This window comes from Dactylosporangium sp. NPDC050688 (assembly GCF_040654515.1).
In the GTDB taxonomy this organism is placed as follows: domain Bacteria; phylum Actinomycetota; class Actinomycetes; order Mycobacteriales; family Micromonosporaceae; genus Dactylosporangium.
In genome coordinates this window covers 39,385-53,160 of sequence record NZ_JBFAIC010000073.1, presented here as the reverse complement: position 1 = coordinate 53,160, position 13,776 = coordinate 39,385, and the positions used below count along the sequence as shown (strand labels likewise).

Annotated in this window: 11 protein-coding genes, 1 tRNA gene and 1 pseudogene; 7 read left to right on the top strand and 6 right to left on the bottom strand. The window is 66.1% G+C overall.

Annotated elements, in window-relative coordinates:
- Window positions 1-352 precede the first annotated feature (352 nt).
- Both AB0H83_RS43235 and AB0H83_RS43230 read left to right on the top strand, forming a co-directional pair.
- Window positions 353-3,361, top strand: coding sequence for an NACHT domain-containing protein (locus AB0H83_RS43235; RefSeq protein WP_360106732.1), 3,009 nt, complete (start codon window positions 353-355; stop codon window positions 3,359-3,361).
- A 181-nt stretch (window positions 3,362-3,542) separates the two neighbouring features.
- Window positions 3,543-3,767 (top strand): annotated as a pseudogene (locus AB0H83_RS43230) (NAD-dependent epimerase); the annotation flags it as partial.
- Window positions 3,768-4,476: 709 nt separating this feature from the next.
- Here the strand turns inward: AB0H83_RS43230 and AB0H83_RS43225 are convergent.
- Both AB0H83_RS43225 and AB0H83_RS43220 read right to left on the bottom strand, forming a co-directional pair.
- Complete coding sequence (locus AB0H83_RS43225) at window positions 4,477-5,697, bottom strand: tyrosine-type recombinase/integrase (RefSeq protein WP_360106729.1); 1,221 nt, start codon at window positions 5,695-5,697, stop codon at window positions 4,477-4,479.
- 112 nt (window positions 5,698-5,809) lie between these two features.
- Window positions 5,810-5,886 (bottom strand) — tRNA-Pro (locus AB0H83_RS43220).
- A 95-nt stretch (window positions 5,887-5,981) separates the two neighbouring features.
- Here AB0H83_RS43220 and AB0H83_RS43215 point away from each other — a divergent pair.
- Entirely contained in the window at window positions 5,982-6,389 is a 408-nt protein-coding gene (locus tag AB0H83_RS43215) for a VOC family protein (protein ID WP_360106726.1), read from the top strand.
- A 124-nt stretch (window positions 6,390-6,513) separates the two neighbouring features.
- The gene (locus tag AB0H83_RS43210; RefSeq protein WP_360106723.1) at window positions 6,514-7,320 is read left to right on the top strand and encodes a hypothetical protein; all 807 of its coding nucleotides are present in this window, start codon (window positions 6,514-6,516) and stop codon (window positions 7,318-7,320) included.
- A 217-nt stretch (window positions 7,321-7,537) separates the two neighbouring features.
- Here the strand turns inward: AB0H83_RS43210 and der are convergent, their stop codons facing one another.
- The 3 genes from der to AB0H83_RS43195 all read right to left on the bottom strand — a co-directional run bounded on the left by der (window position 7,538) and on the right by AB0H83_RS43195 (window position 10,222).
- Window positions 7,538-8,863, bottom strand: a complete 1,326-nt coding sequence (gene der, locus AB0H83_RS43205) for a ribosome biogenesis GTPase Der (protein ID WP_360106741.1) — start codon at window positions 8,861-8,863, stop codon at window positions 7,538-7,540.
- A gap of 98 nt (window positions 8,864-8,961) precedes the next feature.
- Window positions 8,962-9,633 carry a (d)CMP kinase gene (gene cmk, locus AB0H83_RS43200; protein WP_360106720.1) on the bottom strand — a complete coding sequence of 224 codons (672 nt, stop codon included), beginning with the start codon at window positions 9,631-9,633 and terminating at the stop codon, window positions 8,962-8,964.
- Between the two features lie 64 nt (window positions 9,634-9,697).
- Complete coding sequence (locus AB0H83_RS43195) at window positions 9,698-10,222, bottom strand: MarR family winged helix-turn-helix transcriptional regulator (protein WP_360106717.1); 525 nt, start codon at window positions 10,220-10,222, stop codon at window positions 9,698-9,700.
- A 92-nt stretch (window positions 10,223-10,314) separates the two neighbouring features.
- Here AB0H83_RS43195 and AB0H83_RS43190 point away from each other — a divergent pair, with 92 nt between their 5' ends.
- The gene (locus AB0H83_RS43190; protein WP_360106714.1) at window positions 10,315-10,875 is read left to right on the top strand and encodes an NAD(P)H-dependent oxidoreductase; all 561 of its coding nucleotides are present in this window, start codon (window positions 10,315-10,317) and stop codon (window positions 10,873-10,875) included.
- A gap of 69 nt (window positions 10,876-10,944) precedes the next feature.
- Here AB0H83_RS43190 and AB0H83_RS43185 read toward each other — a convergent pair whose 3' ends face one another.
- Window positions 10,945-11,916 carry a WYL domain-containing protein gene (locus AB0H83_RS43185; RefSeq protein WP_360106711.1) on the bottom strand — a complete coding sequence of 324 codons (972 nt, stop codon included), beginning with the start codon at window positions 11,914-11,916 and terminating at the stop codon, window positions 10,945-10,947.
- 64 nt (window positions 11,917-11,980) lie between these two features.
- Here AB0H83_RS43185 and AB0H83_RS43180 point away from each other — a divergent pair, with 64 nt between their 5' ends.
- Entirely contained in the window at window positions 11,981-12,916 is a 936-nt protein-coding gene (locus tag AB0H83_RS43180; RefSeq protein WP_360106708.1) for an ATP-binding cassette domain-containing protein, read from the top strand.
- Window positions 12,917-13,001: 85 nt separating this feature from the next.
- Entirely contained in the window at window positions 13,002-13,772 is a 771-nt protein-coding gene (locus tag AB0H83_RS43175) for an ABC transporter permease (protein ID WP_360106705.1), read from the top strand.
- Window positions 13,773-13,776: the final 4 nt, after the last annotated feature.

The following is a 13,776-nucleotide window of genomic DNA, read 5'->3' as shown; positions in this document are numbered from 1 at the left end:
GCCGGACTTGATCTAGACACTCAAATCCTCGCAGGCCAGGTGCACCTTCTCTGCATCAACCCCCACCGATGACCAACCCGCCTGAATAGCCGAGGCCAGTGGGCGTGTCCGTCAGATAGTTGGCACCGGCCGCCGACGCAGGCTCGCCCCGCAAGACCATCGTTGCACAAGGCGCCGTCGCATCAGCCGGACTGCATCTTCCGGGTAAGAGTTATAAGCAGTGCTTACGCACTCAAATTAAACCAAATGGACATCTGGCTACTACGTCGGTTCACGATCCACCGTTGACTACTAGGAGCGCTCTAACTACAGTGCGTCACGCCGATCATTGATACCTCAGAGCGGAGATGTCATGGCAAGCCCCCCACGGTTCCTTGGCGCTCTTGCAAAGCTAGGCATGGCCGCGCTTCCACCTGCGGTGATCGGCGCATCGTTTTGGACTACCATTAAAAGTAATCCGTGGATTGCTATTCTCCTATTCCTCGCGTACGAGATCCTGGTATTGCTTTGGAGCTTCGGGTCAGAGGTCTTCGGGGAGCTTCGTAAGCGCTGGTCTCCCCTTACTGTGGACTGGGTCGATGCTACTCTCAGACAGAAACTTAGTCGGCATGAATCTAGGTATTTGAGATACCTCAAAGAAGCCAATTTCTACATGGACTTAAAGGGTTTTACGACTCGCGGCCCTTTCACGTCGACCTTGGATGGCTCCTTTGTTGATCTTACTCTACTGCCACAACCTACCAACATGGCGTCAAATGCAGTGGTAGACGCCGATGATCTCTTTCTGGGAGGAGCGCTTGAAGACAGAAATATTTCGGTCTGGGATCTTTTGCGTACTTCCGACGGGCGAACGATACCGCTGGCCATTGTAGGCCCGCCTGGCAGTGGTAAGACTACCCTACTAAAACATGTTGCCCTGACGCTTGCCCGACGGGAGAATCGGCGGGCCATTCCTGCCAAATTTCGCGACAAAATACCAGTGTTGCTTATTCTCCGCCAACATGCTGCACACATAGAAACAACTCCGAATTGCACTATAGCAGATATTACCAATTCATCCATGGCGCGCTCGGGAATCACAGAACCACAAGGTTGGCTTCTCAAACAGTTGAACGACGGTCGCTGCGTAATCCTGCTGGACGGGCTGGATGAAGTTGCTACACGTGAAGGCCGCCGAGCCGTCATAAACTGGGTTGAAGCTCAAATAGCGCGTTATCCGAATAACTATTTTGTACTTACATCCCGCCCGTACGCCTATACGCCATATCCAATCAATTCCGCAACATTCGCTAGAGTTGCACCCTTTACCGAAGGACAGATTGAACAGTTCATCAATCAGTGGTATCTCGACACAGAGCTACGCGCAAAGGCTGACGACACTCAGGGGATTCGTGACGAAGCGCTAACGGACGCGGCGGACCTTCTGCGGCGTCTTCGGAGGTCTGCTGCGCTGTACCGATTAGCGATTAACCCCTTGCTCCTAACGATGATTGCCAACGTGCATCGATACCGTGGCGCGCTGCCCGGCAGTCGGCACGAGCTATACCGTGAGATCTGTCAAGTGTTCCTTGGCAAGCGGCAAGAAGCTAAGCAGTTGGCGGTGGATTTAACTACTGACCAAAAGGAGTCAGTCCTTAGGCGGCTTGCATTTGAAATGATGAAGGGTCGCCAGCGAGATATCGAGATAACAGAGGCGGCAAGGCTTATAAAGTCACAGCTGGCTCGTGTCAGCCCTGGCGCAGGCCCAGAAGAGTTCCTAATTGAAATAGAGCAAACTTCTGGCTTGTTGTACGAACGAGAAGACGGTTTCTATAGCTTTGCCCATCTCACCTTTCAAGAGTATTTGGCCGCTGCCTACATTGCGGAGCACCACCAATCCGAAGTGCTTGCTGCTACGGTCTCGGACGACTGGTGGCGTGAAACCACGTTGATATTCGTCGCCCAGTATGGAGGAGACGAGATTGTAAGCGCGTGCTTGCGAGGAGATCGACCTTCTGCAACCGCAATTGCACTTGCGATAGACTGTGCGGCTGAAGCCCGAGAACTATCGCCAGAAATTCGCAGCTCACTTGAAAGACTTCTTGCGCGAGAAGCGATTGATGATTCGAGGCGGCGCTTGATCGCGCATGTCCTATTAATTCGCAAACTGCGAAACTCGGTCCGCGTCTCAGCCAATACGTGGTTATGCCCAGAGCCAGTTACTCAAGAAGAATTTGCCCTCTTCATTGAAGACTACAGTGGCACTATGCCCGCGAGCGACTTTACGTCTGCAACGCAGAGCGCGACCGTTCAGGTCGGCAACGCTGCCGTCGGCATGAGCAGAGAAACAGTTAGTGTGTTCGTCAACTGGTGCCGGTCAATGGTAGACGACGCCCGCCTTCCCACCACTGAGGAACTGGCCACGGTTCTGCAATCGAATGCAGCCATAGCAGGCATGAATCTTGCTTTCTGGACTACGCGCCATGGGGAGATTAGTCTCTTCAAATCACATCTAGAGCCGGTCGAAGAACTGCAGGAGTGGCTATCTGAACAACTCCTTTTAGACTGTACAAAAGTGGCAGACTGGGAGGAAAACAGCTCGGACCCAATGGTGGACAGATTGCTTCGAGAGATTCCTGGGCAATTCTCGACTCTAGCCAGCGTTGCCTTGGGCGTTGATTGCCGCAATGCACCGACCATACGCTTTACAAGTGCTCTTCGTGATGGCAATGATTTCTCCCTGTGGGAAGTTGTCACTGCCCGTGAAGTGTCAATTTCGCTAGGGTTGACGCATAACTCAAGTCAAATATTTGAAATGGAAGGGTTTGCAGAGATCGAGCAAGAACGGTTAATCAGCGACACGACCGCTTCTCTCCTTCATGGATATAACAATTTAAACGACGGCAGCCGAAACATACTTGCCAATGGTGTAGACCGCCTTCGACTACGAGAATTGGCAATTGACTTGGGTGGAGTCGATCCGCAAGTCGCCCCCTCTGCGGGACTTTGTGCAATGGTACAGGAACTAGTTGTAGTAGTTAGCGGCTTGTCAGCATCCCCGGAGAACGATAGATACTACGTGTGTGCACGTGTGGGAACCGCATGCCTCGCGCTTTCTATGCTCTACCGGCGCGCCGCGATGGAGTCGCTAGGACTCGAACTTGCTGTCTCTAGCGCCGAGGCGAAATGTTTTCTGCTACTAATCGAAATATTGGTGAACTTGGCACTACTTGAATGGCGCGCTCAAGACGACCTTCCCGCCAACGAGGCGGTAATTCTCGTAAAATCGCCTATGACGACCACGAATGCGCCTGTTCCACCACAGACTGCCCGGAATCGTAGAATCGCGCGGTCCTCTATTCTGCCAGCCAACCGTCAGTAGAGAGTGCCCGTCCTCCTCCGCAGGGGGCGTCACTGACTGGCGTGGTGTAGGAACCTCCAGATGCGCGGCCATCTCCGACACTGGTCGGCCCCCAGCGGAGGCCGGTGCTGGCGCGGTCGCACTGCTGACGGTGCGAGTCCGCTACGGAAAGGTGCGAAGCACGTCGGGCAGAATGGACCTCATGCGGCTCCTGATCCTCGGAGGAACGAGGTTCCTCGGCAGAGCGACCGCCGAGACGGCGTCTGCGGCCGGATGGGACGGCACGACATTCAACCGTGGGCGTTCGGGGTCAGACCTACCCGGCGTGCAGGCGATCCGGGGTGACCGAGGCGTGGCTGTCGACCTAGCCCGGCTCGCGGAATCGGGACCGTGGGATGCCGTTGTCGATACGTCCGGCTACGTGCCAAGGAACACGCTGGCGGTTGCACATGTCCTACGGCCGGTCGCCGACCCCCTATGCGCCGCTCGGCCGCTAACACGATCGTTCATCCACAGCGATCGGTCCCGGAAGCAGAGTCGGACACTACAAGATCATTTATATGGTGAATCCGGCCCATACAAGGTCGAACGGACGTCCATCGCTTTCAGCAGCACGGCTACGTAGCTACTGCCGCGCCGATTTCAGAAGTGCAGCATGCGCTGTCCGCCAAGCGGGCTGCCCGATCCCGAGGCAGTGCCGCTACTGAGTCGAGGTGAACCGGCGGCAGGCGGGTCACTCTCGCAGGTCCGTGGCGCGTGGGTCACGCCCTCAGCCGACCAGGCCGCCTTGAGCCAATCCTGCCGGCTGCGACTGAAGTCGTACTGATGCATGTCGCACAGTGGGGGCCTGTCCAACGGACGCCAGACGGACAAATGATCAAGGGCGCCTTCCCGAAATTCAGGAAAACGCCCTTTGACCTGGACTTATTCTCTGGAGTTGAGAGGACTCGAACCCCTGACCCCCTCGATGCGAACGAGGATGGGTTACTCGCTGACGCCGACATGAACGGCCAATTCTTCAGTCCACGCCGGCAGATCGAAAGGCTGCGACAGTTCCTGTTGCTGGTGGTGTGTGACGTGCAGTCCAGTTGGTCGTGGCCGCCGCGGACGAGGCGGCGGCCACAGTCTTCCCTCTCCTACGCCGCGCGGCGAATACGGCGGCGGGCGGCAGCCAGGCTCCGCGTGGGATGCGGGGTCGTGCCGGCTTGGCGGTTCTCAACCGGCGGTTCGGTAGAGCCGAAAATGGCCGTCTCCATCAGTTCCGCGGCCTTGCGCGCGCTCAGATCGAGCACGTGCGTGTAGACCTCGTCGGTCGTGCGCCCGCTGGCGTGACCGAGTCGGCCCTGCATGATGTGCTGCGGCACACCGGCATCGGCGCCGGCAGTAGCCGAGGTGTGTCGAGCGTCGTGCAGAGCGATCACCGGCACGCCGGCGGCAACACAAGCCCGCTCCCACTGCTGCGTCAGGTACCGCGGGTAATACGGCTGGCCATCCTCCCGGCAGAACAGGTACCGGCCATCCTCATACAGCTCCTCAGCGGCTTCCTTCTCCGCGTCCTGACGCACCAGGTGATCACGCAGCACCGCCACCGCAGCAGGCCCGATCGCCACCGAGCGCTTGCTCTTGCCCTTGGGCGCCTTCTCGATAGCACCATTGCGGGAGGTCGTCGTCCGCTGCCAGTACACCTGCACGACACCACCGTCCAGGTCCACGCGATCCCACTTCAGCCCGAGCAGCTCACCGCGGCGCAATCCACCGACGATGGCGAGCACCCACGCCGCGTACAACCGGTGTGCGGTGTGGTGGGCCAGGAACCGGCCGGCCTGCTCGGCGGTCCACACGCCCTTCCGACCGGCGGTCTCCCGCTGCTCCCGACGCGGCTTACGGACACCCTCGATCTCGATGTGCAGATCCGACAGGGCCTTCATCAACACCCGGTGCACGTTGCCCACCGTCGTGCGCGACAACGGACCGCCGCGCTTGCTCCCCCGCGTCAGCAGCGTCTTGTACAGGTCGTGGATGGCCCGCTTGTCGAGGGTGTACACCTGCCGGCTGCCCAGGTGGGGCACGATGTAGCACCGCACGATGTCGCGGTAGTTGCCGAGCGTCGTTTCCTGCACGTCCAACTCCCGCTCGCCGAGCCACTGCTCCAGCTCCGCGGCGAAGCTGCCGTCGGCGGCCAGGTCGGCGCGGGCGTAGGTCTTGCGGGCTTCGGTCTCCGCCTCGAGGGCGTCCTCCTGGCGGAGGAAGCCCTTCCGGTTCATCTGGCGACGCTTGCCGTCAGATGCCGGGGGCAGGTCGATGGTGAACTGCCAGCGCGTCTGGCCGCGGGACAGCTGGTAGCTAAAGATAGCCACGGGTCGATCTCCTCCGCTAACGGGGTGAGAACTCGACCGACTGTGCGCGATCTCCGTTAGCGGAACCGTTAGCGGAAACCAGGCAAGATCTTGAATCTTGCCTGGTCAGCCCTGGTCGGGACGGCGGGATTCGAACCCACGACCCCTTGACCCCCAGTCAAGTGCGCTACCAAGCTGCGCTACGTCCCGTGCACCCGGACGTCGTCCGGTGCAGCCGCTACAGACTAGCGCATCCCCTCCCCAGCCCGCGCACGAGTATCCCCCGTCCCGACTAGGGTGGCTTGATGCGGCTGGATCTTGTGACGATCGTGGTTGAGGAGTACGACCCGGCGATCCTCTTCTTCACCGAGGTGCTGGGTTCCGAGCTGGCCGAGGACTCGCCCTCGACGACGAACGCCGGGAAGGCCAAGCGTTGGGTCGTGGTGCGGCCGCCGGGTGGTGGCACGGGGCTGTTGCTGGCCAAGGCCGACGGTGAGCAGCAGCGCGAGGCGATCGGGGCGCAGGTCAAGGGGCGGGTCGGGTTCTTCTTGCAGGTGGACGACTTCGGTGCGGCGTTCGAGCGGATGCGGGCGGCCGGCGTCGAGTTTGTCGGGTCGCCGCGGTCCGAGGTGTACGGGCAGGTCGTCGTCTTCGTCGACATCGCCGGCAACAAGTGGGACCTGCTGGGACCGCCGGTCCAGAACGAGGGCTGAGGCCAGGACGAAGGGGTGACGCGGCACACATATCGTCCCGCACCCGTCACGGGCGCTCACGCGGCGTGACGTATCAGAGGCGTCACAGCGTGCTCTCTCTAGGTGACACCACTTGGAGGGCACCATGGGATACCTCACCCCACCGGTGGACGCTCCGCAGCGTCCCGACTCCAGCCAGGACCAGGCCGACGAGAACCTGAAGTCCCGGATCCTCTACCTGCGCTCGTTCCTGCTCATGCGCACCCTGATCGGCGTCATGGGGGTACTGCTGCCGCTGACCCTCCTGCTCGGCGACGGGTTCCTGTTCGAGGGCGGGAAACCCAGGGGGTCGCTCAGCGCGTACTACTACTCCGGCATGCGTGACATCTTCGTCAGCTGCCTCTGCGTCACCGCGTTCTTCCTGATCTTCTACAAGTTCTTCGAGCGGAACCTGGAGAACACGCTCAGCGTCGTCGCGGGTGTCGCGGCGGTGGGGGTGGCACTGTTCGCGACCGGGCGGCCCGGCGCAGGCACGGTACCGCTGTCGCCGCTGCAGGACAAGCTCGGCGAGGGCCTCGTCGAGCAGGTGCACTACGTGTGTGCCGCGACGTTCATCCTGAGCCTCGGCGTGATCAGCTACTTCTTCGGCCGCCGGGAGGGGGCCAGGTCGCAGCGCCGGGACGGGCACCGGGCGCGGTTCAGTCCGCGGTTCTGGCGGTCGTTCCACTACGCGTGCTCGGCCGGGATCGCCGGTGCGGTGGCGTACATCGCGCTGGCCAAGGTGTTCGGCTGGCCCGATGCGTACAGCCTCATCATCGGCGAGACCGTGGCGGTGTTGTGCTTCGGCGCGTCGTGGCTGGCGAAGGGGCTCGAGATCGACGTCCTGGGCAGCGCGGCGGCGGCCCGGGACCAGATCACGGCGGGTACGACCGAGGAGACGGCAGCAGCCTAGGTGCGGCCGAGAACACAGGGTGCGGCTGAGGAGACGGCGGCTGCAACCCAGGTGCGGCCGAGGTGCGCGCCTCATCCGGGGCGCGCACCGGTCGAACTCGCGGGCATGGGGCTGACCGTCTTCGCCGTGCTCGTCGTCGTGGCCGTGGCCGCCGAGGCGCTGCTGCCGCGCCGCCCCACGCCCAAGCCGCACGAAGCCCCGGACGCCCCGCAGCGGGCTACTTCTTCCCGCGGGGGCTGTTCTTCTTGCGGGGCTTCACGGTGATGTGGATGGGGGTGCCGAGGAAGTCGAACTCCTCGCGCAGCTTGCGCTCCACGAACCGGACGTAGCCGGGGTCGAGCGCGCCCGTGGTGAAGAGCACGAACTTCGGCGGTGACACCCCGGCCTGGGTGGCGAACAGCACGCGTGGGGCGCGCCCGCCGCGGACCGGGTGCGGGGTCTGCTGCACGAGCGCGGTCAGCCACTGGTTCAGCTGGCCCGTCGGTACGCGACGCTCCCAGTTCTCCAGGGCGGTGTTGAGCGCGGGGGCGAGCTTGTCGACGGCCCGGCCGGTGAGCGCGGACACGTTGACCTTGATCGCCCACGGCACGCGGCGCAGCTCGCGCTCGATCTCCTTGCCGAGCTGGTGGCGGCGGTCCTCGTCGACGAGGTCCCACTTGTTGAAGGCGATGACGAGGGCGCGGCCGGACTCGATCACCATGGTGATGATCCGCTGGTCCTGCTCGGAGATGGGTTCGCTCGCGTCGAGCAGGACGATCGCGACCTCGGACGCCTCGATCGCCGCGTTGGTGCGCAGGGAGGCGTAGTACTCGGTGCCGCTGGCGTGGGCGACGCGCTTGCGCAGCCCGGCGGTGTCGACCATGTGCCAGGTCTGGCCGCCGAAGTCGACGAGGCTGTCGACGGGGTCGACGGTGGTGCCGGCGACGGAGTCGACGACCGCCCGCTCCTCCTTGGCCAGCTTGTTGAGCAGGCTGGACTTGCCGACGTTGGGCCGGCCGACGAGCGCGATGCGGCGCGGGCCGGCCTCGCGTGGCACGGCGGGCCTCGCGGCGGGCAGCGCGGCGAGGATCTTGTCGAGCAGGTCGCCGGCGCCGCGCCCGTGCAGGGCGGAGACCGGGAACGGCTCGCCGAGGCCGAGCCCCCAGAGGCTGGAGATCTCGCTCTCGATGCGGGCGTTGTCGACCTTGTTGGCGACGAGGATCACGGGCCGGCCGCTGCGGCGCAGCATCCGCACGGCGGCCTCGTCGTCGGCGGTCGGCGGGATCGTGGCGTCGACCACGAACAGGACCACGTCGGCGGTCTGGGTGGCGATCTCCGCCTGGGTGGCGATGGCCTTGGCGCGTTCCTTGGCGTCGGGCAGCCAGCCGCCGGTGTCCACGACGGTGAAGTGCCGCCCGGTCCACTCGGCGTCATAGGCGACCCGGTCGCGGGTGACGCCGGCGACGTCCTCGACGACCGCCTGCCGGCGGCCCAGGATCCGGTTGACGAGGGTTGACTTGCCGACGTTGGGCCGGCCGACGACGGCGACGATCGGCACACTCAGCTCGACGTCATCGACAACGTCGACGCCGACCTCGGCACCTGTGGATGCCTCAGCGCTCACGGGGATCCTTTGTTCACGGCCGGGGGGCCGGCGTTCGCCTATGCGGTGACCTTGTCCAGCATCCGCTGGAGGCGCTCGACCACCTCGTCGATGCCGAGCGTGGTGGTGTCGAGCACGACCGCGTCGTCGGCTTGGCGAAGCGGATCCGCGGCGCGCGTCGAGTCAAGTTTGTCACGCCGGGCCAGGTCGGCTGCGGTCGCGGCCTGGTTGGCGGCGTTCTCGGTGCTCCGGCGCCGGGCCCGCTCGTCCGCGGAGGCGGTGAGGTAGACCTTGAGGTCGGCGTCGGGGGCGACGACGGTGCCGATGTCGCGGCCCTCGACCACGATGCGCGGCGCGCCGGCGATGATGTCCCGCTGCAGCGCCACGAGCAGCGCCCGCACCGCGGGGACGGCGGACACGGCGGACACGGCCTGGGTGACCTCCGCGCCGCGGATCTCCCGGTCGACGCCTTCACCGTCGACGCTGATGTGCGGCGCGGCGGGGTCGGTGCCGATGGCGAGCGTGACGCCGGCCGCGACCGCGTGGATCTTCTCCGCGTCGGTCAGGTCGACGTTGTTGCGCAGGACGGCCCAGGTCACGGCCCGGTACATGGCGCCGGTGTCCAGGTAACGGGCGTCGAGCGCCTGCGCCACCCGGCGCGAGATCGTGGACTTGCCGGAGCCGGACGGCCCGTCGACGGCAACCACCAGCTGGCCGCGCTGTCCTGACACGCCGACTCCTTCACCCTGACGATCCCTGCTGTTCGACAGTACTTGACCGGCCAATGGCCCTACCTCACGGGAGGACGTCGTCGCAGGAGGGTGGCACATCGCAGGGTGGACAAGCCGCACCGTCGGTGCGGTCCGCCTCGCGCAGGTGCCGCAGGACGGTGTCGTTGAGGTCGATCAGCGTGTCGACGTGTCCGGGTCCGAGCGCGTCGAAGAACCAGCGCCGCACGTGCGCGACGTGCAGCGGGGCGGCGGCGGTGATCGCCTCCCAGCCGGCCTCGGTGAGCCTGACGAACGCGCCGCGGGGGTCGTCGGGGCAGGGCTCCCGGGCCACCAGGCCCCGGCTGGCCATGCGGGTGATCTGGTGGGTCAGCCGGGTCTTCTCCCAGTCGGCGGCGACGCGCAGCTGAAACACCCGCAGCCGGCCGCCGGGCGCCTCCGACAGGCTCACCAGCACCGCGTAGTCCGCGCTGGACAGGCCCGTCTCCTGCTGGAGCTGGCGGGCGATACGGCTCCGGACGGCGGCGTTGACGGCGAGGAAGCCGCGCCACGCACGCTGCTCGCGCTCATCGAGCCAACCGGGATCCGTCACATGGGCATCCTACGTCCGTGGGTGACGCGTCACCGTAGAGCCGCGCTATCGTGTCGGTGACACGTCACCCATGACGATGAGAAGGTTGCGCGATGACCAAGATCGGAATCATCCTCGGCAGCACCCGCCCCGGCCGGAACGGTGAAGCCGTCGCCAAGTGGGTCTACGACATCGCGAGCCGCCGCTCCGACGCGGAGTACGAGCTCGTGGACCTGCTCGACTACGCCCTGCCGCACCTGGATGAGGCCATCCCGGCGTCGCAGGGGCGGTACGCCAACGAGCACACGAGGCAGTGGGCCGCGAAGGTCGCGGAGCTGGACGGCTTCGTGTTCGTGACGCCGGAGTACAACCACTCCACCAGCGGCGCGCTGAAGAACGCGATCGACTTCGTGTACGCGGAGTGGAACAACAAGGCCGCGGGCTTCGTCAGCTACGGCTCGGCCGGCGGTACCCGCGCGGTCGAGCACCTGCGCCTGATCATGGGCGAGCTCCAGGTGGCGGACGTGCGCGCGCAGGTGGCGCTGTCGCTGTTCACCGACTTCGAGAACTTCTCGTCGTTCAAGCCGGGCCCGCAGCACGAGAGCACGCTGGGCGTCGTGCTCGACCAGACGGTGCGCTGGGCGAAGGCCCTGGAGACGGTCCGCAAGGCCTGACCCGCCCGGACGTGACCGGCCCCGGCAGGCGCGCCGGGGCCGGCCACGACACGAGCGGCCGGCGGCGGGTCAGCCCGCCGCCGCCCGCGCGAACCGCCCGGCGAGGGCCGCGGTCGCCTGCCGCAGTTCCGGCGGCCCGATCAGCTCGACCTCCACGTCGAACATCCCGAACCACGCGGCCAGCCCGGTCCACGACCACGACCCGGCGCTGACCCGGCACCGGTCCGGCCCGACGTCCTCCACGATCGCCTGTCCCCTGGTCCACTCCGTGATCGCCGCCGCGGGCGCGTGCAGGATCGCCTCGCCGCGGCACGGCAGGGGGTCGTGACCCTCGAACCGCTCCGCCACGAACGCGGCCACGTCCGCCGCCGGCAGCGGCCGCGGCGTGAACCTGGGGCCGTTCGGCGTGCGCAGCGTCATCCGGTCCACCCGGTACGTGCGCCAGTCCGCCCGGTCGAGGTCGTAGCCGATGAGGTACCAGCGGCCGCCCCAGGTCACGACGTGGTGCGGCTCGACCCGGCGCCGGTCGCCGGCCTGCCCCGCCGCGATCTCCCGCACGCCGGCGTAGTCGAAGCGCAGCACCTCCCGCGCCCGCACCGCCTGGCCGATCGCCAGCAGCACCGTGGTGTCGACCCTGGACGGCTGCCAGCCGGCCTTCGCCACCCTGGTCACCTGCAGCGCGTCGACCCGCTGCCGCAGCCGGGCCGGCATCACCTGCCGCACCGTCGCCAGGGCGCGCAGCGCCGCCTCCTCGACCCCCTCGACCGACATGGTCGCCGTCTGCAGCGCCACAGCGACCGCGACCGCCTGGTCGTCGTCGAACAGCAGCGGCGGAAGCTCCGAGCCGGCGTCGAGCCGGTACCCGCCGTCCGGGCCACGGGTGGCCTGCACCGGGTACCCGAGCTCGCGGAGCCGGTCGACGTCGCGCCGCACCGTGCGCGGGCTCACCTCGAGCCGGTCGGCGAGGGTCTGGCCGGGCCAGTCGCGGCGCGCCTGCAGCAGGGACAGCAGGGCGAGGAGGCGGGCCGAGGTCTCCAACATGTTCCCCAGTATCGCCCGACGTTCAGGACAGAGGCTGTCCGCATCTGCTGGCAATGTCACCGGCATGATTCAGACCAGGGCACTGACGAAGGACTTCGTCGTCAACCGCGGCACAACGGTGCACGCGGTGCGCGGCATCAGCTTGGACATCGGCCCCGGTGAGCTCGTCGCCGTCCTCGGCCCCAACGGCGCCGGCAAGACCACCACGCTGCGGATGCTCACCACCCTGATCGCCCCGACCAGCGGCACGGCCACGGTCGCCGGGCACGACGTGACGGCGCAGTCCGCGCAGGTCCGGCGGCAGATCGGGTACGTCGGGCAGGGCAACGGCGCGGGGCACATCCACCGCGTCGGTGACGAGCTGCGCACCCAGGGCCGCATCTACGGCCTGGACCGGGCGGCCGCGGCCCGGCGCACCGGCGAGCTGCTCGAGGCCCTCGATCTCACCGAGCTGCGCGACCGGAAGGTCTCCGACCTGTCCGGCGGCCAGCGGCGCCGCCTCGACGTGGCGATCGGCCTGGTGCACGCGCCGCGGCTGCTGTTCCTCGACGAGCCGTCCACCGGTCTCGACCCGCAGAACCGGGCGAACCTGTGGCAGCACATCCTGCGCATGCGCGAGGAGCACCGGATGACGATCGTGCTCACCACGCACTACCTCGACGAGGCCGACACCATGGCCGAGCGGGTCGTGGTCGTCGACCACGGCGAGGTGATCGCCGACGACACCGCCGCCGCGCTCAAGGCCAAGCTCGCCGGTGACCGGCTCGTCCTCACCGGCGACCTGCCGCTCATCGCGAAGGCCGCGGCGGCACTGGCCGGCGCCCGCGACATGTCCGAAAAATCCGGCGTGCTGGAGCTGCGCGTCAACGACGGGCCGGCCGCGCTGCCAGAGCTGATCGCCGCCGTCCCGGGCGGTGTGCGTACCGCTGAAATCCAACGACCCACGCTCGACGACGTCTTCCTGTCCCTGACCGGCCGCAACCTCCGGGAGAACTCATGAGTGGCCAGCAGCGCAGCGGAGGAGCCGCTCATCATGGGCTCAGTTTCAGCTCAGGGCGGCGCCGGAGCGCAGCGGAGGTGACGTCATGAGCACCTTGGCAATGCGCGACGTCGGCATCGTCGCGGCCCGCGAGCTGCGGCCGCTGCTGCGCTCGCCGTTCTCGCTGATCTTCGGGATGATCCAGCCGCTGGTCTTCCTCGCCCTGTTCGGGCCGCTGCTCGCCGGCTCCCTGCGCGGGCAGCAGGGCGGCCTCGGCGGCGACGTGTGGCAGTGGTTCGTCCCCGCGATCCTCGTGATGACCACGCTGTTCGGCACGTCCACGGTCGGCGCGAACCTGCTCGGCGAGTTCCTCACCGGCGCCCACGAGCGGATGCTCGTCACGCCGCTCGCCCGGCACGCGCTGCTCGTCGGCCGCGCCCTGAAGGAGATGGTGCCGCTCGCCGGGCAGGCGGTCGTCATCGTGCTGGTCATGCTGCCGTTCGGCTTCGACCTGCACCTCACCGGCGCGCTGCTCGGCCTCGCGCTGCTCACCGTCTTCGGCGTCGGCCTCGGCTCACTCAGCTACGCGCTCGCGGTCGCCGTACGCCGCAACGACTGGATGTTCTGGGTGGTCCACCAGACGCTGCTGTTCCCGCTCATGATCCTGTCCGGGATGCTGCTGCCCCTGGAGACCGGGCCGGGCTGGATGCGGGCACTGTCGCACTTCAACCCGCTCGCCCACATGGTCACCGCGGAACGTCTGCTGTTCGCCGGTACGGTCAGCGACCGCGCCGTCCTGTGGGGGGCGATCGCCGCGGGCGCGACGGCGGTCGTCGGGCTGACCGTCGGCATCCGGGCGATGCGCCGCTCCACCTGAGGCC